Annotated in this window: 16 protein-coding genes, 3 tRNA genes and 1 pseudogene; 8 read left to right on the top strand and 12 right to left on the bottom strand. The window is 71.0% G+C overall.

Annotation, left to right across the window (positions count from 1 at the left end; genetic code table 11):
* Window positions 1-1,128: RCC1 domain-containing protein (locus tag ACIHCX_RS18655; RefSeq protein ID WP_400030636.1), on the bottom strand; the 1,128-nt coding region annotated here is incomplete at its 3' end.
* Between the two features lie 393 nt (window positions 1,129-1,521).
* On the opposite strand from ACIHCX_RS18655, the pseudogene ACIHCX_RS18650 reads away from it, so the two are divergent.
* A pseudogene (locus ACIHCX_RS18650) lies at window positions 1,522-1,584 on the top strand (hypothetical protein); the annotation flags it as partial.
* 274 nt (window positions 1,585-1,858) lie between these two features.
* Here the strand turns inward: ACIHCX_RS18650 and ACIHCX_RS18645 are convergent.
* The gene (locus ACIHCX_RS18645; RefSeq protein WP_400030634.1) at window positions 1,859-2,638 is read right to left on the bottom strand and encodes a helix-turn-helix domain-containing protein; all 780 of its coding nucleotides are present in this window, start codon (window positions 2,636-2,638) and stop codon (window positions 1,859-1,861) included.
* On the opposite strand from ACIHCX_RS18645, the gene ACIHCX_RS18640 reads away from it, so the two are divergent.
* Window positions 2,620-3,690, top strand: coding sequence for an LLM class flavin-dependent oxidoreductase (locus tag ACIHCX_RS18640; RefSeq protein WP_400030632.1), 1,071 nt, complete (start codon window positions 2,620-2,622; stop codon window positions 3,688-3,690). The genes ACIHCX_RS18645 and ACIHCX_RS18640 overlap by 19 nt on opposite strands.
* A gap of 331 nt (window positions 3,691-4,021) precedes the next feature.
* On the opposite strand, the gene ACIHCX_RS18635 is transcribed toward ACIHCX_RS18640, so the two are convergent.
* Window positions 4,022-4,094: transfer RNA gene (locus tag ACIHCX_RS18635), tRNA-Arg, on the bottom strand.
* Window positions 4,095-4,290: 196 nt separating this feature from the next.
* Window positions 4,291-4,381: transfer RNA gene (locus ACIHCX_RS18630), tRNA-Ser, on the bottom strand.
* Window positions 4,382-4,575: 194 nt separating this feature from the next.
* Between ACIHCX_RS18630 and ACIHCX_RS18625 the strand changes: the two genes are divergently transcribed.
* Window positions 4,576-5,091, top strand: a complete 516-nt coding sequence (locus ACIHCX_RS18625; RefSeq protein WP_400030630.1) for an SSI family serine proteinase inhibitor — start codon at window positions 4,576-4,578, stop codon at window positions 5,089-5,091.
* A 293-nt stretch (window positions 5,092-5,384) separates the two neighbouring features.
* Window positions 5,385-10,202: a PAS domain-containing protein gene (locus ACIHCX_RS18620; protein WP_400030628.1), complete on the top strand. Its 4,818-nt coding sequence runs from the start codon at window positions 5,385-5,387 to the stop codon at window positions 10,200-10,202.
* 114 nt (window positions 10,203-10,316) lie between these two features.
* Here ACIHCX_RS18620 and ACIHCX_RS18615 read toward each other — a convergent pair whose 3' ends face one another.
* The 3 genes from ACIHCX_RS18615 to ACIHCX_RS18605 all read right to left on the bottom strand — a co-directional run bounded on the left by ACIHCX_RS18615 (window position 10,317) and on the right by ACIHCX_RS18605 (window position 13,334).
* Window positions 10,317-11,972 (bottom strand): long-chain fatty acid--CoA ligase, encoded by a 1,656-nt coding sequence (locus ACIHCX_RS18615; protein ID WP_400030626.1) that lies wholly within the window; start codon window positions 11,970-11,972, stop codon window positions 10,317-10,319.
* Between the two features lie 117 nt (window positions 11,973-12,089).
* The gene (locus ACIHCX_RS18610; RefSeq protein ID WP_400030624.1) at window positions 12,090-12,647 is read right to left on the bottom strand and encodes a SigE family RNA polymerase sigma factor; all 558 of its coding nucleotides are present in this window, start codon (window positions 12,645-12,647) and stop codon (window positions 12,090-12,092) included.
* A 375-nt stretch (window positions 12,648-13,022) separates the two neighbouring features.
* Window positions 13,023-13,334: a hypothetical protein gene (locus ACIHCX_RS18605; RefSeq protein ID WP_400030622.1), complete on the bottom strand. Its 312-nt coding sequence runs from the start codon at window positions 13,332-13,334 to the stop codon at window positions 13,023-13,025.
* Between the two features lie 398 nt (window positions 13,335-13,732).
* Between ACIHCX_RS18605 and ACIHCX_RS18600 the strand changes: the two genes are divergently transcribed.
* From ACIHCX_RS18600 to ACIHCX_RS18590, 3 genes are all read left to right on the top strand, one after another.
* A complete protein-coding gene (locus tag ACIHCX_RS18600; RefSeq protein WP_400030620.1) occupies window positions 13,733-14,617 on the top strand; it encodes a bifunctional DNA primase/polymerase in 885 nt (294 codons plus the stop codon).
* A 144-nt stretch (window positions 14,618-14,761) separates the two neighbouring features.
* Window positions 14,762-15,421, top strand: a complete 660-nt coding sequence (locus ACIHCX_RS18595; protein WP_400030617.1) for an NADPH-dependent FMN reductase — start codon at window positions 14,762-14,764, stop codon at window positions 15,419-15,421.
* 226 nt (window positions 15,422-15,647) lie between these two features.
* A complete protein-coding gene (locus ACIHCX_RS18590) occupies window positions 15,648-16,139 on the top strand; it encodes a hypothetical protein (RefSeq protein ID WP_400030615.1) in 492 nt (163 codons plus the stop codon).
* 54 nt (window positions 16,140-16,193) lie between these two features.
* Here ACIHCX_RS18590 and ACIHCX_RS18585 read toward each other — a convergent pair whose 3' ends face one another.
* Window positions 16,194-16,736 (bottom strand): DUF4262 domain-containing protein, encoded by a 543-nt coding sequence (locus ACIHCX_RS18585; protein WP_400030613.1) that lies wholly within the window; start codon window positions 16,734-16,736, stop codon window positions 16,194-16,196.
* A gap of 168 nt (window positions 16,737-16,904) precedes the next feature.
* On the opposite strand from ACIHCX_RS18585, the gene ACIHCX_RS18580 reads away from it, so the two are divergent.
* Window positions 16,905-17,156, top strand: a complete 252-nt coding sequence (locus tag ACIHCX_RS18580) for a hypothetical protein (protein WP_400030611.1) — start codon at window positions 16,905-16,907, stop codon at window positions 17,154-17,156.
* 369 nt (window positions 17,157-17,525) lie between these two features.
* Here ACIHCX_RS18580 and ACIHCX_RS18575 read toward each other — a convergent pair whose 3' ends face one another.
* From ACIHCX_RS18575 to ACIHCX_RS18560, 4 genes are all read right to left on the bottom strand, one after another.
* Window positions 17,526-18,311, bottom strand: a complete 786-nt coding sequence (locus ACIHCX_RS18575) for a hypothetical protein (RefSeq protein WP_400030609.1) — start codon at window positions 18,309-18,311, stop codon at window positions 17,526-17,528.
* 392 nt (window positions 18,312-18,703) lie between these two features.
* A tRNA-Ser gene (locus ACIHCX_RS18570) sits at window positions 18,704-18,782 on the bottom strand.
* Between the two features lie 117 nt (window positions 18,783-18,899).
* Window positions 18,900-19,451, bottom strand: a complete 552-nt coding sequence (locus ACIHCX_RS18565) for a hypothetical protein (RefSeq protein WP_400030607.1) — start codon at window positions 19,449-19,451, stop codon at window positions 18,900-18,902.
* A gap of 205 nt (window positions 19,452-19,656) precedes the next feature.
* Complete coding sequence (locus tag ACIHCX_RS18560; RefSeq protein WP_400030605.1) at window positions 19,657-20,121, bottom strand: DUF6234 family protein; 465 nt, start codon at window positions 20,119-20,121, stop codon at window positions 19,657-19,659.
* Window positions 20,122-20,464 lie beyond the last annotated feature (343 nt).

Here is a 20,464-nt window from a genome sequence, read left to right as displayed (position 1 = left end):
TGTCCGGCCGGGCGCGCACACCCGCACCGGCGTCTTCCGGTTGATGGTGGTGCCATCACCCAGCTCACCGAAAGCGTTGTCTCCCCAGGCGAGGACGCTGCCGTCCCTGCGCAGCGCCAGGCTGTGGTTGCGGCCTGCGGCGATGGTGCGTACATGGGTGAGGAATCGGGAACAGGGGGCTGTCCGGCCGGGCGCGCACACCCGCACCGGCGTCTTCCGGTTGATGGTGGTGCCATCACCCAGCTCACCGAAAGCGTTGTCTCCCCAGGCGAGGACGGTGCCGTCCTTGCCCAGCGCCATGCTGTGGCCGCGGCCTGCGTCGATGGCCGCCACATGGGTGAGGAATCGGGTGCAGGGGGCCGTCTGACCGGGAGCGCACACCCGCACCGGCGTGTCCCGGTTGGTGGTGGTGCCGTCACCCAGCTGACCGGAACCATTGTTCCCCCAGGCGAGGACGCTGCCGTCCCTGAGCAGCGCCATGCTGTGGCCGCCGTGTGCGGAGATGGCCACCACGCCGGCGAGGAATCGGGTGCAGGGGGCCGTCTGTCCGGGCGCGCACACCCGCACCGGCGTGTCCCGGTTCATCGTGGTGCCGTCACCCAGCTGACCGCCGGCGTTGTCTCCCCAGGCGAGGAGGGTGCCGTCCCTGCGCAGGGCCAGGCTGTGGTTGGTGCCTGCGTCGACGGCCGCTACGTCGGTGAGGGATCGGGTGCAGGGGGCCGTCCGGCCGGGCGCGCACACCCGCACCGGCGTGTCCCGGTTGATGGTGGTGCCGTCACCCAGCTCACCGAAAGCGTTGTCTCCCCAGGCGAGGACGGTGCCGTCCCTGCGCAGGCCCAGGCTGTGGTCGGTGCCCGCGGCGATGGCCACGTGGCTGAGGAATCGGGTGCAGGGGGCCGTCCGGCCGGGCGCGCACACCCGCACCGGCGTGTCCCGGTTCATCGTGGTGCCGTCACCCAGCTCACCGCCGCCGTTGTCTCCCCAGGCGAGGACGGGGCTCCTCGGCTTGCCGTGGTCCGCCACAGCGGTCTGCCGAGCGCCCGGGGAGGCGGCGGTGACCATCAGGGCCGCTACGGCGACGGCGACAACGCGCCTGAGTAGCGGCCTGCCACGGCGTGCGAGAAGCATGGGAATCCCTTCATGCAACGGGTCGGGGACCGGGCTGCGGACCGCGCCCTTGGAAGATGCCTGATCGACTTGCACTCATCAGACAGATATGCCGCACGCCTCGACGATTCATCGCTTTATAAGGGGCTATCCGCCGGTATTTCGCCCTGATAGACCTGAGAAGTGGCCTCCAGCTGGGCCGCGGCCCCGGCCCCGGATGCGGGGCGGCCGGCCCAGCACAGGTCGCAAAGCGAGCAGCGTTCGGGAGCACGGGGCGATCGGGCCGGGCAGGCGCGCGCCGCGGTATCCGAGCGATATGACGACGCGGAGTGGGCGGTGGTCCGGGCGGCGATGCCGGTGCCGGCATGGCTGGAGGGCCGGGGCGGGCGCCCGGAGGTGCGTTGCCACCGGTAGATGATCGACGTGGTGCGGTACTTGGTCGACAACGGCGCCAAGTGGCGTTCCCTGCCCACGGACTTGCCTTACTGGCGGGCGGTGTACGACTTCTTCCGCCGCTGGCGCCGCGAGCAGGTGGACGTGCAGCTCGGCGGGGACTTCCTTGTCGAGCTTGGCGAGGAACTTCGCGGTGTTGAGTGCCGCGCACAAGGTGGTGACGCCGCCGCGCAGGTAGTCGTGGGTGCGGCGTTCGGGCATGGAATACGCGGAGCCTCTGACGCGGCGTGGCTCCGCGTGCAAGCTCCGCGGCCGACCGTGCCCCGTGTCGACTCGAAGATCTTTTACGGGCTGGCCTTCACAAGCTTCCGGAGGCCTGTCCCGCAGCAGCCGAAGCCGGTGGCCTGGTACCTGCCGAGAGAGCCTCCGCTGTCGCCAGGTCAGCCGGCAGGAACGCCTCCAGCTTCAACTCGGCAAGTGTCACGTCAACGGCGGTGGCGAAGGTCGTCACGGTCGTCATCAGGCGTAGATCACCGTACGAGGACCGCAAATGGAGGGGAACCGCGAAACCCAGCAGCCCGGCGGAGGGCTCCAGTTTGGGAACGTATTCGGTGAGCTCGGCGCGCAGCTCGTCCAGGTGGCCGAGACGAGCCAGGATGTGGCGGGCCCATTCAGCGAGGTTGCGGATGCGGGGAGCCAGGCCGTGGGGATGCAGCGCGAGGCGGTAGATGTTCGTGCCCGGTCCCACCAGCTCGGGGGCCGCACCCTCGGTGATCAGGTCAAATGCGGCGTTCGCGGCGATCAGGTCACCTCCCCGGTCCACGACCAGCGCCGGATACGGCAGATGTCCGCGGAGGATGTGGTCGATCGCCGTGCGTACGGGGGCCAGCAGCGGGTCGTCGAGTGAAGTCTCGGGATAGGCGGGTGCGTACCCCGCGGCCAGCAGCAGCTCGTTGCGTTCCCGCAGCGGCAGTTTCATCGACTCGGCCAGGCGCCCGACCAGGCTCCGGCCGGGGACGGACCTGCCGGATTCGATGAAGCTGAGGTGCCGCTGGGTGGTGCCCGCCCGCAGCGCCAGATCGAGCTGGCTGAGATGGCGGCGGGTACGGAGTTCGCGAAGTGCCCGAGGGAAGTCCACCGTCCTGTTGTAACGTCGAGGGCGGGCGCCGGGCCATTCCCCGCAGGGAATTGAGGCTGCCCGCACCAGTCGTGAGCATCGCCGGCATGGACATTGGCGTACTGCTTCCGACCGGAACCGCTCAGTGGGGCGCGGCAGATGACCCTCGCGGGCTGGTCGCCTTCGGCCGTCGGGCCGAACGCGTAGGTTTCTCCTCGCTCTTCGTCAACGACTCCCTGATCAGCCCGCGCATCGAGGCGCTCACGATGCTGGCGGCACTCGCCCCGGCGACCGAGACCGTGACTTTGGGTACGGCTGCACTGTTGCCGTTCCTCCGGCGGCCGATACAGACCGCACAGTCACTGGCGTCGATCGACCTGCTGTCCGGTGGCCGGCTCACCGTCGCCGTCGGCGCCGGCTTCCCGGGCCGTTTCGGACGGCCCTTCTACACGCTGTCCGAGGTGCCGTGGGAAAGACGCTTCGCCCGCCTGGACGAGACCGTCACGCTGTGGCGGGCCCTTTGGGGCGGCGCCGATTCCTTCCACGGCGAGATCCTTCGGTTCGAAGACATCCCGCCCATGACCAGGCCGTTCCGAGCCTGTGGCCCGCCCATCTGGCTCGGCGGCGCAACCCCCGCGGCGCTGGCCCGCACTGGCCGGATGTACGACGGATGGCTGCCCTACCCGCCCGACCCGGGCGACTACGCATCCGGACTCCGCAGTGTCCGCGAAGCAGCGGCCAACACCGGACGTGAAGGCGAGGACATCACTCCCGCACTGTTCGTCTCCCTACGGATCGACGACGACATCGAGAGCGGCCGTCGGGCACTGGACGACTACGCGCGGGCCACGTACGGCATGCCGTTGGAGGCACTGGAGAATATCCAGGCCGTTGTCACCGGCTCAGCCAACCAGGTACTCGAGCACCTGGGACAGTACGTCGCCGCCGGTGTCCGGCACATCGTCACCCGCCTCGGCGCCCTGGACCTGCACTCCCAGCACGAGCAACTCGAACGCGCCGCGGACTTGATCCCCGCCCTACAGGCAACAGCGGATCACGCCTCGACCTCGTGACGGATCCTGGGCGAGGACATGATCACGCCCAAGAGTCATCTCGTCATGCTGACGCGAAAAGGACCGAGCCTGCGTCCGTCTCCGGGACGGTCAGAGATCCTGGAGACCGATCGAGAGGGGCCGCAGGTACGGAGTGGAAGACCCACGGTGAGCGACTGATCTACAGCAACAAGTGGGTGAACGCTCGCATGATCATGGAAGTCCTCGACCACAGCTCCATCCGCGTGACCATGGACATCTACTCGGGCCTGAGGCGGTTGCCGTCAAACACTGCCGTCAAGGCAAAAGCCAGAGGCCCTGTGGATCACTCCACAGGGCCTCTGACGTGCTGTGCACTCGGCAGGATTCGAACCTGCAACCTTCTGATCCGTAGTCAGATGCTCTATCCGTTAAGCTACGAGTGCTTGTTCTGTTTTGGTCTTCGCTTCGGGCCCTTCCGGGCCGCTCGCGGCGACAGGAAGAACATTACATGACTGCCGCCGCCATGTGAAATCCATTCCCCCCACCCCTTGTGACCTGCGGAAACACGGTTTGGGGCAGGGTGTGGCCGACAACGCCGAAGCCCCGGTCTCGAGGGACCGGGGCTTCGGTGATCATGCGCGGAGGCGGAGGGATTTGAACCCTCGATGGGCTTTAAGGCCCAAACCGCATTAGCAGTGCGGCGCCATAGACCGGACTAGGCGACGCCTCCAGCACAACCACTCCCGCGAGCGCGCGAATGGTGCGTGCAGATGATGACACAGCCGAGGGGGCCGTCACCAATCGCCCCCTACGGTACTAGGCCGGTGGGGCCCAGGGCAAAGCCCTTGTGGTGGCGTCGGGCGGGCGGCGGGCGAGCCGGCGGACGGGGCGCAACGTCCCGGGGCGCGGGGCGTTAGTCCGGGCATGACGCAGATCGGATCTCTCCCAGCCCGACGTTCCGCGATCTCGCGGGCGCTGGCACTCGGCGCCTCCGCCGTGCTCGCCGGGCTCGCCTCCGTCTCGGCCGTACCCGCCGCCTCGGCCGCGGTGCCGCCGCCCGTCCGGGCCGAGGACCGGGCCGGCGACCACCTCACCGTCACCGTGCGGCATGCGGGCGCGGGCAGGGACGGGACGTACAGGCTGTACTGCCACCCGGCCGCGGGCAGTCACCCGGACACCCGTCGCGCCTGCGACCTGCTCGACCGGAACACGCGCTGGGGGCAGGAGCCCTTCGCGCCCGTGCCCGAGGGCAGCGTGTGCACCATGCAGTACGGCGGTCCCGCCACCGCCCGCATCACCGGAACGTGGGCCGGGCGCCGCGTCGACGCGTCCTACGACCGCGGCGACGGCTGCCGGATCGACCGCTGGAACCGACTCGTGCCGCTGTTGCCCGACCTCGGCGCTCAGAGGCCGACCGCGGTGTCCCGCAGCAGCGCGTAGCGGGGACGGGCGGGTGGGTGCCCGCACCGGCGTGCAGGCGGGGTCGGGGTACCGGCGCGTAGGCACGTGTCCACGGCGTGGTGGACCGCGAGTCGTAAAGATCTCGCGGAGGTCGTGCGAAGCGAAGCCGTTCGGTCAGAGGTTCGACGTCAACTCCGCCGTGCGACCTCCCTCTCATCCTGCGTCGCGGCGGCAACCACTGCGCATAGACTCCCTCGCGTGACACGCTGCGGGCCGGTTGGCAAGATGGCCTCCGCGGTCGGCAAGGTGCGGTGACAGGGAGGAAGCGTCTCGTGAGCAGCAGGCCATCCCGAGGCGCTGCTCGCCTCGCTGCCATACTCGACGCGCTGCCCGACGCGCTGGTGCTGGTCAACGCCAACGGCACCGTCGTCAACGCCAACACCATCGCGCTGGAGGCGTTCGAGACGCCGGGTACCGCCCTCGTCGGGCGAGGCCTGCTCGATCTGCTGCCGCAGTTCGACTCCAAGCTGATCCCCGGCTCCATGCGCAGGCCCGACCACATCGACCCGCACGGGCGGACCAAGCCGACCCGGATGACGGCCCGGCGGACCGACGGGTCGGAGTTCCCGGTCGAGGTCACCAGCGCGAACCTGGAGAACAGCCAGCAGGCCTACGACGGCCACGGCTACAGCGGCGACGAACTGCTGATGCTGGTCGTCCGCGACCTGTCCGGCACCATCGACACCGAGGCCGAACTGGCCCGTTCTCAGCGGCAGACCGAGATGATCCTGCGGGCCGCCGCCGAGGGTGTCGTGGGTACCGACACCGACGGGCGGGTCGTGCTCGTCAACCCCGCCGCCGCGCAGATTCTGGGCTACCGGGCCGGCGACCTCGGCGGCCGCGAGCTGCACACCCTCGTCCTGCACTCGCGCGCCGACGGCTCGCCCTTCGCGTACGGCGAGTCGCCGCTGGCCGACACCCTGCGCTCCGGGCGCAAGCACCGGGTGCGCGGACAGGTGCTGTGGTCCAAGTCCGGCGACAAGGTTCCCGTCGATCTGACCACCGCGCCGGTGCGCGACGGCGACCAGCTCGTCGGCGCCGTCATGACCTTCACCGACCGGCGCCCCTACGACGCGCTCGCCGACGAGAAGGCCGCCGAGGAGCAGCGCCACGAGGAACGGCTCGAACAGCTCACGGAGAAGCACGCCTCCGAACTCACCGCGCTGCGCCAGCAGCACGCCACCGAGATCGAGGAGCTCACCGAGCGGCACGCGGAGCAACTCGCGGCGAACGAGGAGCGCTACGCCGCCCTCGGCGAGCGGGAGAAGGACCGCTACGAGGCGCTGGCCGGCCGGTACGAGCAGCTGCTGATCCTCCTCGGCGGCTCCCTGCGCGGCCCCCTGGACGAACTGCGCCGCGAGCTGGCCGCCCTCGCCGCCGACGACGCCGGGCAGCTCTGGCCCGAGGCCAACCAGGTGCTGCACCACCTGTCTGCCGGGTACGCCCGGATCACGACGCTGATCGACAACGTCCTCGGCTACCAGCGTCTCGACGCCGGCAGCGAGGAGATCATCCGGACGAACGTGATGCTGGACGCGGTCGTCGCCGCCGGTGTCGACGGCGCCGTCGAGCTGATCGGCCCCGGGCGGGTGCAGTTCGCCGTGCACGCGCCGCCCATCGAGGCCGAGGTCGACCCGAGGCGTCTGGCCACCGCGCTCGCGCACCTCGTCGCCGACGTCGCCGGCGTGGACGCCACCGGGAACTCGCCCGTCTCGGCGGGCGGTTACATGGACAACACCGTCGTGGTGGCGGCGGCGCAGCGCGGTGAGGTCGTCCGGATCGAGGTGCGCGGGCCGTACGCCGGGGGAGACCCGGTGCACGAGCCGATCGTGCGCGGGATCGTCCGGGCGCACGGCGGTGTCCTCCAGACCCACGAAGTGCCGGGCATGAGCGGCAGCGCGTACGTCCTGGAGGTGCCGCTCGGCGGCGGTGCCGGCGTCGTCGCGGCACCGGCCCCGGCACCGGTCCACGCCCTGGAGCCGGCCGCGGTTCCCGAAGAGCCCGCCCCGGCGGAGCCCGCCGTGCCCGAGCAGCCTGCGGGCGGGCGGAGGCGGGCCCGGCGGTCCTCGACGGACGCGTTCCTCGAAAGCGACGACCAGGCGGAGGCGGCCGCCGGTGCCCCGGCGGCGCCGACCGGTCGGCGCAGGCGGCGGGCGGCCGAGCCGTCCCAGGAGACCGGGCAGGTCCCGGCCGCGGGCGCCCAGGTCGCCCAGGTCGCCCAGGGAACGGACGGCTCCGGTGGTACGGGACGGCGGCGCGGACGGCCCGCCGACGGCGCGGACGGCGTGTCCGAGGGCGCCGTGGTCATGGCGGGCGAACACGGCGCGGGAACGGCGGCCTCGGGTACGGGACTCGGCGGTACGGTGCCGCCGCAGGGCGTACCCGCTCCCAGCGGGCGGCGCGCCCGGCGCGAGGTCGGCCGACCCGAGGCACTGCCGGCGGCGCTGCCCGCGGCCGCCGACGCACAACCCGAGGCAGCGCAGGCAGAAGCGGCGCAGGCAGAGGCGGCGGGCAGGGAGAACCCGGCGGCCTCCGCCCCGCAGCCGAGCGGGCGCCGTCGGCGCGCCCTGGCCGCGGCGTCCGAGCGTGCCGTCGCGCAGGAGGCGGCTCCCCGTCCGGTGTTCGCTCTGCCGCCCGCGGAGGCGGACCGACCCGCCGAAGGTCCGGAGGCCGCGCAGGCGCCCCGGGTGCCGACGCAGGGTGCCGCCGTCCCCGTCCCCCTGGGGGACGAAGGGCAGCACGACGCCGTACTTCACGACCAGGCCGACGAGCACACGCCGCCGCAGCCGCATCCCACCAGCGCGCCGACGGGACGCCGTCGGCGGGCGGTGGCCCAGCCGCAGGACACCGCGACAGCGGGCGCGACGCCCGCGCCGGGTGCGCCGGGTGCGCCGGGTGCGCCGGGTGCGCCGGGTGCGCCGGGTGCGCCTGCCGGGGCCGTACCCGTGCCCTTGTCGGGCGCGCCCGTGCAGGGTACGGCCGGACCGGGCGTTCCGGTGCAGGCCGACCCCGGTGGCGCCCAGGCGCTCGCGCAGGCTGTGCCGCAGGGGACTCCGGGGCAGCCCGTCGGACCGCAGGGGGTGCCCGGACAGCCCACTCCGCAACAGGTGACTCCCGGTCAGCCCATCGCTCCCCAGGGCCTGCCCGGACAGCCCGTCGCACCGCAGGGCGTACCGGGACAGCCCGCGCAACAGGTGACTCCGGGTCAGCCCGTCGCTCCCCAGGGCCTGCCGGGACAGCCCGCCGCCCCACAAGGGACTCCCGGTCAGCCCGTCGCTCCTCACGGCCTACCCGGACAGCCCGCCATGCCGCAGGGCATGCCAGGGCAGCCCGTCGCACCGCTGGCGGCTCCCGGACAGCCGGGTGCGGGGCCGCAGGCTTCCGTGCAGCAGCCCGTTCCCGGTCAGGCGCTGCCCGCGCAGCAGCCGTCCGGACAGGCCGCCCTGCCCGCGCAGCAGGTGCCGTCGCCGGAACACGGGGCCACAGGCACGGTGCCCGCTCCCGCGCTCGGCATCCCCGGTCAGCCGCTCCCCGCGCAGCCTCCCGTGCTCGCTCCCGCGCAGAACCTCGCCGTCCCGGCCCAGCAGGCCTCCCCCGCGCAGCCCGTTCCCGCGCAGGGCATCCCGGCCCCGGGCGCCCCGGCTCAGGCGGTGCCCGCCCCGCAGCCGGTCCCCGGCGCGGGTGGCAGCCCCGTACCGCCGAACGCCACCGGCACTCCGCTGCCCCCGGCCCAGGCCCTTCCCCAGCCGGGTGCCCCCGGTGCGCCCGACATGCCCGGCACACCGCCCCACGGCACCCCGGCCGCCGCAGGCACCGCCCTCCCGCCCGAGCAGGTGACGGGGCAGGCCGCCGTACAGGCCCAGCCCGGCCCCGGGACCGCGGCACCGCGTGTGGCCCAGCCGTTGCCCGCCGAGGCCGCCGCGCCCGTCGACCCCCACTCGACGCAGGGGCGGGCGTTCAGCGTGCGCACGCTGGGACAGGGCGTGCCGTTCAGCCGGCAGGCGGCTCAGGCGCAGGCGCCGCAGCCGCCGTCGGCCACGCCGCCCCCGCAGACGACCAGCGGTTCCGGCCGCCGCCGCAAGCTGGGCACTCCGCCCGACCCGTCCGCCGCGCGCCCGCAGACGGCGCCACAGGCGCAGGGGCAGACGCAGGCACCGACGGCCCGCCCGCACCCGTCGGCCGAGCAGCCCACCGCGCAGCCCTCCCTGGGCGGCCCCGCCGTGGCCGTCGGCACCGAGGGCGGCGGACGGTCGTACGCCATCGGGGCTCCGGACGAGAACGCCGACGAGGGTCCCGAGCCGCTGGACGGTCCCGGTGGTGCGGTGGAGATCGCGGACACCCCGCGGCCGCAGCCGATGGACGACGAACTGCCCCCGGAGCCGCTGGACAACCCACGCCGGCTGCTGGTCTGGCCGGCCCCCGACGTCACCACCCAGCAGGCGCTGAGCGACCGCGGCTACCGGCCGGTCATCGTGAACTCGCGCGAGGAGGTGGACGCGCAGATCGCGGCCTTCCCCGCCGCGCTGTTCGTCGACCCGCTGACGGGGCCGATCACGCGCACGGCGTTGCAGTCGCTGCGGCAGGCCGCGGTCGCCGCCGAGGTGCCGGTGCTGGTCACGGCAGGACTCGGGCAGGCGACGCACGAGGCGGCCTACGGCGCCGACCCGGCCGTACTGCTGAAGGCGCTCGCGCCGCGCGACAGCGAGCAGCATCCGCCGCGTGTGCTGCTGATCGAGGAGCACGCGGAGATCGCGCTGGCGCTGACGGCGACGCTGGAGCGGCGTGGGATGCAGGTGGCGCGGGCCGCGAGCGACGACGACGCGGTGACGCTCGCCGGGCAGTTCCGGCCGAACCTGGTCGTGATGGACCTGATGCAGGTGCACCGGCGCCGCGCCGGGATCCTGGGCTGGCTGCGCGCGAACGGGCAGCTCAACCGCACCCCGCTGGTGGTCTATACGGCCGCCGTCGACCAGGCCGACCTGCCGCGGCTGGCCTCGGGCGAGACGGTGCTGTTCCTCGCGGAGCGGTCCACCAGCGACGAGGTGCAGAGCCGGATCGTCGACCTGCTGGCCCGGATCGGCACCAACTGACCGACCGACCGGCCCCCATCGCGTACGACGCCGGGCGGAGAGCACTCACGCTCCCCGCCCGGCGTCGTGCGTGTACACGTGCGCGTACACGCGCGCGTGCCGTCCGGTCCGCGGTCAGATCCGCGTGACGTCCAGCTCTCCGGCGGCGTACTGCCTGCGCAGCACCTTCTTGTCGAACTTGCCGACACTGGTCTTCGGAACGGCCTCGATGACGGTCCAGCGCTCCGGGAGCTGCCACTTGGCTATCGCGCGCTCCTCCTGGAGGAAGGCGCGCAGTGCCTCGAAGCCGACGGTGGCGCCTGTCTTGAGGACGACGCCGGCCAGCGGGCGCTCGCCCCACCGGTCGTCGGGGACGGCGACGACGGCGGCCTCGGCGATGTCCGGGTGGGACATCAGGGCGTTCTCCAGCTCCACGGAGGAGATCCACTCACCGCCCGACTTGATGACGTCCTTGGCCCGGTCGGTGAGGGTGAGGAAGCCGTCGGGGCTGATGGTGCCGACGTCACCGGTCTTCAGCCAGCCGTCCTCGCTGAACTTGTCGGCCGGGCGCAGCGGTTCGGCGCCGGGGCCGTTGTAGTAGGCGCCCGCGATCCACGGTCCGCGGACCTCCAGCTCGCCCGCGGACTCGCCGTCCCAGGGGAGGCGTTCGCCGCCGGGCCCGGTCAGGCGGGCCTCGACCCCGGCCGGGAAGCGGCCCTGGGTGAGGCGGTAGCCGAACTCGTCGTCCGTGCCGATCGAGTGGGCCGGCGGGCGGGCCACCGTGCCGAGCGGGGAGGTCTCGGTCATGCCCCAGGCGTGGCAGACCCGCATGCCCAGCCGGTCGAAGGCCTCCATGAGGGAGGGCGGGCAGGCCGAGCCGCCGATGGTGACCTGGGTGAGGGAGGAGACGTCGCGGGGCCGGGAGGTCAGTTCGGCGAGCAGCCCCTGCCAGATGGTGGGCACGGCGGCCGCGTGCGTCGGCTTCTCCCGCTCGATCATCTCGGCGAGCGGGGCCGGCTGAAGGAAGCGGTCCGGCATCAGCAGGTTGACGCCGGACAGGAAGGTGGCGTGCGGCAGGCCCCAGGCGTTGACGTGGAACTGCGGGACCACCACGAGCGTGGTGTCCCGGTCGGTCAGGCCCATGGACTCGCTCATGTTGACCTGCATGGAGTGCAGGTAGACCGAACGGTGGCTGTAGACCACGCCCTTGGGGTCGCCCGTGGTGCCGGAGGTGTAGCACATGGCGGCGGCCTGGCGTTCGTCCAGTTCGGGCCAGTCGTAGGTGACCGGCTTGGCCCCGATCAGGTCCTCGTAGTCGTGCACCTGGGCGTGGCAGCCGTCGAGCGGGGTGCGGTCGCCGGGGCCCGTGACGACGACGTGCTCGACCGTCTTCAGGTGCGGCAGCAGCGGGCCGAGCAGCGGGATCAGGGAGCCGTTGACGATGATGACGCGGTCGGCGGCGTGGTTGACGATCCAGGCGAGCTGCTCGGCGGGCAGGCGCAGGTTGAGGGTGTGCAGCACCGCGCCCATGCAGGGGATCGCGAAGTACGCCTCGACGTGCTCCGCGTTGTTCCACATGAGCGTCGCCACGCGGTCGTCGGCCGCGACCCCGAGGTCCTCGCGCAGCGCGTGCGCCAGTTGGGCCGCGCGCTCGCCGATCGCGGCGAAGGAGCGGCGGTGCGGCTCGCCGTCACCGGTCCAGCTGATCACCTGCGACGTCCCGTGGATCGTCGACCCGTGGGCCAGGATCCTCGAGATCAGCAGCGGTACGTCCTGCATGGTGCTCAGCACGGCGTCCTCCCGGGGCGGCGTCGCCTACGCGGTGGTAAGGGATGCGCTGATTCTGCTCACATACCGTGCGGTATGTCACTAGCCCCGGATGATCGATCACACAACGTTCGCCGACGGTCAACGCACACGCCCGAGTTCCGGGTCCTCCCGCAGCTTGCCGAGCGCCCGCGACACCGCCGACTTCACCGTACCCACGGACACTCCGAGCACCTCGGCCGTCTGGACCTCGGAGAGGTCCTCGTAATACCTCAGGACGACCATCGCCCGCTGCCGGGTGGGCAGTTTCATGATCGCTCGCCACATGGCGTCGCGCAGCGCCTGCTGCTCCGCCGGGTCGGTCGCGCCGGGCACCGGCTCCGGCTCCGGCAGTTCGTCGCAGGCGAACTCGTCGACCTTCCGCTTGCGCCACTGCGAGGTCCGGGTGTTCAGCAGCGCGCGGCGCACATAGCCGTCGAGCGCCCGGTGGTCCTCGATCCGCTCCCACGCCACGTACGTCTTGGTGAGCGCGGTCTGCAGCAGATCCTCCGCGTCGCTCGGGTTCGCGGTCAGCGACCGGGCGGTGCGCAGCAGCAGCGGCTGCCGGTCCCGCACGTACGATGCGAAGGACGGGTACGCCGGAGTCCTGGTCGCCGGTACGGCGGCTTTCGACACGCTGGTGCGGACGGATGTGGTCATGCCTCCACGCTAGGAGCGGCACCCGCTCCCGCGGATCGCCCGCAGGTCCCGCAGCCGAGTCCGCCTCAGGTTGTAGGGGTGGGGTTGGCCGCACCTCCTGAAGGTGGAGGAACGGGCCGGGTGTACTGCGGGTTCACCCCTGGGGGACGTTCCGGACGGCGTCGCTGGCCGGCCGGTCCCCTGCGGCGCCCTTCTGTGCCGGGGCCCCTGTGCCGCGATCCCCGTACAGCGGCCCCGTGCCGCGATCCCTCGGAACACGTCTGCGCGGCGGAGCCGAAGCACCGCCGCGCAGAGGTGTGTTACGTCCCCACGAGCACACCCACCAGGAGGGTCAGGGCCGGCGAGTCCCCAGACTGCGCGCCGGCCCGCCCCGGCTCACCACAGCCGGGTGAAGTGGACGACGACGTTCTTGTTGCCCTGCTGGATGGCCGTGAACGCGGAGCGGTTGACCTGTGCGGTGTTGCTCTGGTTCGTGGCGCCCGAGCCGACCGCCTGCTGCTGCGTGGTGGACGAGTTGCCGCTGTTGTCGCGGCCGACCCCGCTGCCGACGAGGCCCGCGACGCCCGCGTTCGATCCGTTGCCCGCGATGGCTCCCGTGTCCGCGGCGGCGACGCCGGCGAAGAGCGCCGCGGCGAGGGGGACGGCCGCGGCGGCGGCGAGAACACGAGCGGTACGGATGCTTGCCATATTGCTCCTCCAGTACGAGGTACGCACCGGCTGCCTTGCCGGGGAGTACATGAAGTACGGCTTTCATCTGGGCAGTTGGCCGACCGCCCGGGCTTCCTCACGACGTCGCGAGATCAGAGTTGCCCACCGGAACCCGGCGAACCACCCCGGAGCACCCGATTCGCACGCAAGCGTGAGGACATGTCGATAAACCCCTTTCGCCCCCCTCCTGCCGCCGGGAGCTCCACCGCGAGCTCCGTCGGGGGCGACGCGGACCGCTGATCCCCAGGCGCCGCAAGGGCCACAAAGCCCACACGAGCCGAGGCGCCGCTCGGAAAACCGCCCGAAAACCCCGCCCCACGACGTCCCACGTCCGCCTCCCCCTTTCCTTTTTCGAACGTGCGTACGAACATAGAGGCATGGCCACCATCGACCGGCAGGCCACGACGCTGGCCCTCGCGCACGCCCTGTCAGTCGCCGAACGCGGACTGGCCGTCATCCCCCTGTCCCGGACGAAACTCCCGGCCCTGCGCTCCCCGCACCGCGCCGGCCCCGCTCCGGTGGGCCCGTCCGGTCCGCCCTGCCACGGCGCGTGCGGCCGCTTCGGCCACGGGGTGTACGACGCCTCCACCGACCCGGCCCGCATCCGGGAACTGTTCGCCGCCGCACCCTGGGCCACCGGCTACGGCATCGCCTGCGGACTGCCCCCGCACCATCTGATCGGCGTCGATCTGGACACCAAGAGCGGCACGGACGCCTCGGCGGCCCTGCGTGAGCTCGCCCGGCGCCACCTTTTCACCATTCCCGCCACGGTGGTCGTCCTGACCCCGAGCGGCGGTCGCCACCTGTGGCTGAGCGGGCCGTCCGGCGTCGCCGTCCCCAACTCGGCCGGCCGCCTGGCCCCCGGCATCGACATCCGCGGCGCCGGCGGCTACCTGGTCGGCCCCGGCTCCCGCACCGAACACGGCGTCTACACCACCGCCCCCGGCACCGCGCACCTCTTCCCGGCCCCCTGCCCGCGCGCCCTGCTGCGCCTCCTGCTCCCGCCGCCGCGCACCGACCGCCGCCCCGCACCGCGCTCGGCGGGCCGGCACGGCGAGGGCCTGGTGCAGTTCGTGCTGGGCGCCCACGAGGGCCAGCGCAACACACGCCTGTTCTGGGCCGCCTGCCGCGCCTACGAGAACGGCATCGGCCCCTTGCTCGTCACCCCCCTGGTCGACGCGGCCCGCCACACCGGTCTGACCGAACACGAGGCCCGCGCGACGATAGCCTCCGCGGCCCGCCTGACCGGCCACCGGCCCTGAGCCCCGAAGAGAGCGGCCCCGAGCGGGCGACGGATCACCGCCCCGCCGCCCCGGCTGCCGGTCGCACACCCGCGCTCCCGGAACCACACTGGTCGGTGGGACGCTCCCGCTGGGAGCGCGTACCCACGACGGAAGGACGGCTCCATGCCCACGGACGCCTCTCCCGGCCCGCTGCGGTTCCTGGTCTTCGGCGCGGCGCTGCGGACCGGTTCGGCCAACGCACGCCTGGCCTCCCTCGTCGCCCGGCTCGTCTCCGGCACCGGTGCCACCGTCGACCTCGCCGGCATGCACGAGTTCGACATGCCGCTGTACGACGGCGACATGGAGGCCGCCGAAGGGCTGCCGCAGGGCGCCCTCGCCCTGCGCGAACGCATCGAGCAGTGCGACGCCTTCGTCATCTCCTCGCCGGAGTACAACGCCTCCATGCCGGGCGTACTGAAGAACGCGATCGACTGGGTCTCCCGGGTCCGGCCGCAGCCGTTCAAGAACAAGCACGCGATGCTCGTCTCCGCCTCACCGTCCCTGATCGGCGGCAACCGCGGCCTGTGGGCTCTGCGGATTCCCCTGGAACACCTGGGCACTCGCGTCTACCCGGACATGTTCAGCCTGGCCAACAGCTACCAGGCCTTCGCCGACGACGGAACGCTGGCCGACCCGGGGCTCCAGCAACGCCTCACCGAGACCGTGTCGGGTTTCCTCAGCCTCGTCGAAGCGGACGTGCGCTACGTCTGCCTGGAACGCCGGTGGTACGAGTTCCTGGGCGACCGCACCGAGGCAGCCATCACCCAACGGGCGGAGTCCTGACCCCGGGTACGGGCCGCGCCCACGGCGCTTCTGGCAGGTGGCCGCGGGCGGAACCCGGATCCGGGACTCCATGAACGGGAGGCCAACAGCGGCTGCCGGTTTGGGGGTTCTGCGGGCGAGGCGCTTGTCGGAGTGAGCGCCGTGTGGATAGGTGGTGTGCGGCGGGCAGCCGTGGGGAGCGGGGCCCAGGGGGAGAGACGTGCGCAGGTATGTCCACCATGAGCTGATGGCCGTCGCCGAGGCGGTGGGCGCGGCACTGGTCACCGTGCCCGTGGTGTTCGGTGTGCGTGGCGTTCCCAGGGGCGAGGGCGAATGGCGGGCTCTTGCGCTCGTCGCAGCGTTCAGCGCTGTGAACGGGGTACTCGCCTGTACTCGTTTGAGCTGGCTGGGCGGTGAGAAGCGGGAGTTCGAGGATGCGGTTCCCCTGGCGGACCCCGACTCGGTGTTGCCCACGCCCCGGGAGTCTCTCCGCCGCAGCTTTGACCGGGGCTTCGCTGTCTTCTTGATGTTGTTCGGTCTGGTCTGCGCCCTGATATGGGTGCCCGTCATGGCCTTGTGGTCTGTGCTGTTCTTGCCGGAGCGGCTCATCAAGTGCGTGTACGGGACCTACTGGGAGAGGCATCACGGGGTCCTGTTGTGGCGCGGGCACGTTCCGGAGCAGCCCCTGGGGAAGGGCCAGTACCTCTATTCATCGGTACGGCAGCCCGATACCGCGTGACGATTTTCAAGATTGCTCAAGCGGGCTGACTCGACCGCTGAGACTCCACCGACCTCACGTGACTTCGGTCCACGGGCCGGTGGTCTCGTCTTTTGGAATCCAGAGCAGTGGTTGTCCCGTGCGGCAGCGCTCGTCCGCTCCCTCTTCCCAGGGAAACCGCCCGGCCTTGTCCGGCCAGAACAGCTGCGTGATGGGCAGAGGCGGGGTCTGGTAGAAGTCGATGCCTGCGCCGAAGAAGTCGTGGTACCAGCTTGGATGCACGGGCCGGACGGCCACGTCGTAGCCGTTGAGGACGTCTCCCCGGCGCTGGTCGGGCTCGAGTGGGTTGCCGTCCCGTATCGCTGCCCCAGCGGCGTTCGCCACGCGCATCGCGGTCTGCGATGGCAGGCCGAACACGCTCACCTCGGGACTACGCAGTGTGTGCCAGAGACCGATGGAGTAGCCCCAATCGCCGGGGGCGTCACCGCCGGCCACACCCATGACGTGCCAGCCGAAGTCCGCGACACTCTTGGCTATGCGGCTGTCGCGCTCCTCCCACGCAGGACCGCCCCATTTCGTTGGGGCGCAGAGGAGGCAAAAGCAAGGGGCGTCGTCCATCCGAGGAGAGTAGACCTGCTCGCACAGGGTCGTTCAGACCGGGCCGTGGGCGAGGCTCGTCCCGGCACCCGGTCAGCCATGAACGCAGGTGAACGACCCTGTACGAGGCTCACCACCCCGCCAACACAGTGGGAAAGCGTGCCCTCCCGTCCAGGTATCGTGCCGAACATGCCAGCCCAACTCATCTGTCCGCGCTGTGAGCAGGACCGGGTCCACCCGTACCGCTTCAAGACCGACGGAACACCCTTCCTCCTGTGCACCGAGTGCGACTCGATGTGGTGGCCTGACGAGACGGTCGAGGTGGCTCGGGCGCACTTTCTCGACGACGTCGTCGCGGCACGCCTCGGGACGGAGGGCAACCCGTGGAGCGACCGTGTGTGGGCCGACGTCATCGAGCCGGCGCCCGACCGTCAGCGATGAGATACCGGCGGACATCGTGGTACCTGCCGCGCACTGCGAGATCGTCCATGAGATCCCCGTCAGTCGATCATCCCGATTCGGAGTGCGCCGTCACATGACCGACACCATGTCCTGCCCCAGGTGCACTCAGCCACTGAATTCGGGCGGGCTGGTCCTGGTCGGGCGGGACGGCGATGGGCGGGCGTGCCGGTCGCTGTGGAGGTGTGCCGATGGGCACGCCTGGTGGAAATGGGCGGACCGGCCGGACGATGTCCTGGAGATCTGTCCCGAGCCGCGGTTCTTCAGATGACCATGTGAACCCACGGTGGCTCGCGCCACGACGGCTTTCAAGACCTTTCGGCGATCAGCGGGAACCCCCTCCGCCGCAGGTCAGACGGGTGCGCGCACCCCGGCAGAGCCGTCGTAATCGTCGTCGTGCCCGCTGTGTGCCCCAGGCCGCGCGGCGGCCCATTCCGGTGCGGCGACGGGCTCGTGCGCACGCTGAACGTCCGCCTTGGTCACCGCCAGGTAGGCGACCACCAGGACGATCAGGGCGAGCAGGACCAGAGCCACCGGCCCGTCGCCGAGGCCGAGACCTCCGACGGAGCGGGGCTTGCCCAGGCCGTCGGCGATCGACGCGCCGAGCGGACGGGTGAGCACGTAGGCGGCCCAGAAGCAGAACACCGGATTCCAACGCAGCCGGCGGTACCCCACCGCCGGAATGAGGATCAGCACCGCGAACACGGACGCGGAGGTGAAGTAGCCCAGATGCAGGGTGAAGGCGGTGAAGTCTCCCAGCGCGGTGCCCATCGCGAAGGTGGCGACCACGGTCGCCCAGTAGAACGCCTCACGGCGCGGGGAGTCGATGGCGTGGATCGACAGAGTGCCCTCGGTTCGCCGCCACAGCCAGAACGCGGCCAGCAGCAGCACCGCGTACAGCGCGCTGGAGACGGTGTAGGACACGCCGAGGGCCACGTGCATCACGTCGGCTGCCATCGTCCCGAAGATGCCGACCATGACGACGGCGAACCAGTACGCCCACGCCCGGTAGCGAGCCTGGCGGAACTGGACCACAAGCGCGACGAGAAAGGCGACGAATCCGAGCACCACCGCGAGCTGCGGCAGCATGGCCTGGACGAGATAGTCCGAGGCCCCCTCCCCCAGCGCCGTCGACAACCCCTTTGCTATCCAGAAGGCGGTGACGATTCCGGGAACGCGAACCGCGCCCCGGAAGACGCCTGCGGCAGTGCTGCCCGAACGGGCATGGCGAGCTATCGAAGTCACCCGGGCACCCTACGGATCAAGACTGTGCTGGTCTACATGCTTGTAGACGGTTTAGCATTCGCAGAGAGGACTTTTGCCCGGCACACCGAGAGCACGCACCGGACGCCACGGCTGCGGACCGCTGCGCCGCAGGTCAGACCCAAGCGTCGGTGACCCCGTGCCCCGGGCGGGCCTTTCGTACCCGATCGAGCGGGAAACCACGGGGATACACGGCGACGGTCCCCAGCGCACAGCACAACGGCCCCCGACCGTCATCCCTGGTCAGAGGCCGTTCACATGCGCGGTGGGTGTGGGATTTGAACCCACGGTGGCTCGCGCCACGACGGTTTTCAAGACCGGCCGCCGATCGCGCCCGACTAGGCCCGTGACCTGGACGTTTGCAAACAGCGCCAGACTAGCTAGTGGCGTCCTGGCCAGAGGATGGCCAGGACGCCACTCAACTACTTGCTGCCAGAGCTTCTGATCCGTAGGTCTAGACCATCACCAAGCGTCTTCTCGCCGTGAGCTCTCGGCGACCGTGAGGAGGACGTTCGTCGTGGGTCGGATGCTGCTGCTGTCGCTCAACTGGACGGCAATGTCGACCTTCACTTGGAGCAGCCCCTCATGCTGCTGGTCGATGAGGGCGGCGGGCGCGTCGATCTGAGCAACATTCCCACACAGCCCGAGATACGCCGGGTCGGCAGCCGTGGCACCAAGTTCGAACCGTCCGTCGGTGAGGTCGTGCAGCCCCTCCGTCACGATCTTGTTCTCCCGCAGATACGCCTCCATCTCCTGCGAGGTGCTGCGGAAGGCGACGGCCAACCGGACCTCTCCGGCTGCGGCCCTGGAGTGCGTGACGTAGTGGACGTTCTCCGCACCAGCGGGCAGGGGAAGGCGTACGACATCGAGCTCCTGCTGCAGCGGAACATCGCTTCCTTCGCAGGCCCGCGCGTCGCCGAACGGATACCCCTTGTCCGAGAACCCCAGCCACCCGCCCACGCCCAGCATCAGCAGGGCACACCCGCTACCGGCCACCCGCCACAGCCGACGCATGAGCTCCCCCCAATCTCCTTGTCGTACCTACCACCGCACGGTAGCGGTCCTCCCATCAGAACGCCCCCACCTCGACTCACGAGGCAGGGGCCCTAGACGAGTCATTCCGATGTGATCAGTGGTCCTTACCTTGGTCATCGGTTTGGCAGCACAGTTGGCCACCGAGGTTGTGAGTTGGCCAGGCTGAGCGTGCATGACAGCGGTCTTACTGGTCGGTCACGGGGTTCGATGGAGCGCACGGCACCCCAGCCCTCGTTGGGCACGTCGGCAGCGGAGGGGGATGGGCACGCTCGTACTGCTCGTGCCAAGCAGTGATCGTGAAGATCAGTGCAATGGCTGCGATGAGCAGTTGGACCGCTCCGGCAAACGGATGCGCGAAGTACAGGAAGATTCCGGCGATCACGAGTACGGCCAGTGTGAACCCGCTAAGCCAAAGGATCGGCACCCAGTCCATGGGGGGCGTCCCGGCCCGCTCGTCTGCATCTGCATGGCCCAATCCACTGATTACCAACGTCCCCACCAGCAGGAAAGCGACCGGGATCTCGATGAGCAGCGCGATCAGGGTCAGGCAGCCACCCGCGAACCCGTCACCTCGCGAGTCCGAGGGCTGTCCGGGCTGACAACCGTTACCTGGCATGCGCGGTGTACGCGAACTCGGCTCGAAGGGCATGGTCACACGCTCGTACGACACGCCGTGCACCGCACCACTGTTCACCAGGCCGAGACCGAGTCGTGGCTGAGCACACATCTGGTATTGGCCAACTCAAACGCTCACTGGCCAACTGAGGCGCTCAGTCACACCGGACGCACCGTCAGCATTGGGAATCACTCGTCTAGACGGCGAGGAAGCCAGGATGAACGCCCTGATCGAGCGGGGGTTGGCAGAGCACGAGGACGGCGCCGAGGGGCCCTGATTCTTGGCCGCAGGTTGGCCGCACGCACTGGTCAGAGGTGGGAAACCGGCGAGCCAGGGTGAGACAAGGTCATGCAGAAGGGGTGCCACTCCGGAGAGT

It is taken from the genome of Streptomyces sp. NPDC052043, assembly GCF_044548235.1.
Taxonomy (GTDB): domain Bacteria; phylum Actinomycetota; class Actinomycetes; order Streptomycetales; family Streptomycetaceae; genus Streptomyces.
The sequence above is the reverse complement of the archived record's forward strand: the minus strand, read 5'-3'. Positions and strand labels throughout refer to the sequence as shown.

What these genes read in the sequence shown, in the direction of transcription:
- ACIHCX_RS18580 (WP_400030611.1), top strand. Translation starts at nt 16,905, where the DNA reads ATGCCAGCCCAACTCATCTGTCCGCGCTGTGAGCAGGACCGGGTCCAC.
- ACIHCX_RS18595 (WP_400030617.1), top strand. Translation starts at nt 14,762, where the DNA reads ATGCCCACGGACGCCTCTCCCGGCCCGCTGCGGTTCCTGGTCTTCGGC.
- ACIHCX_RS18565 (WP_400030607.1), bottom strand. Translation starts at nt 19,451, where the DNA reads ATGCGTCGGCTGTGGCGGGTGGCCGGTAGCGGGTGTGCCCTGCTGATG.
- ACIHCX_RS18590 (WP_400030615.1), top strand. Translation starts at nt 15,648, where the DNA reads ATGGCCGTCGCCGAGGCGGTGGGCGCGGCACTGGTCACCGTGCCCGTG.
- ACIHCX_RS18605 (WP_400030622.1), bottom strand. Translation starts at nt 13,334, where the DNA reads ATGGCAAGCATCCGTACCGCTCGTGTTCTCGCCGCCGCCGCGGCCGTC.
- ACIHCX_RS18625 (WP_400030630.1), top strand. Translation starts at nt 4,576, where the DNA reads ATGACGCAGATCGGATCTCTCCCAGCCCGACGTTCCGCGATCTCGCGG.
- ACIHCX_RS18600 (WP_400030620.1), top strand. Translation starts at nt 13,733, where the DNA reads ATGGCCACCATCGACCGGCAGGCCACGACGCTGGCCCTCGCGCACGCC.
- ACIHCX_RS18585 (WP_400030613.1), bottom strand. Translation starts at nt 16,736, where the DNA reads ATGGACGACGCCCCTTGCTTTTGCCTCCTCTGCGCCCCAACGAAATGG.
- ACIHCX_RS18560 (WP_400030605.1), bottom strand. Translation starts at nt 20,121, where the DNA reads ATGCCCTTCGAGCCGAGTTCGCGTACACCGCGCATGCCAGGTAACGGT.
- ACIHCX_RS18610 (WP_400030624.1), bottom strand. Translation starts at nt 12,647, where the DNA reads ATGACCACATCCGTCCGCACCAGCGTGTCGAAAGCCGCCGTACCGGCG.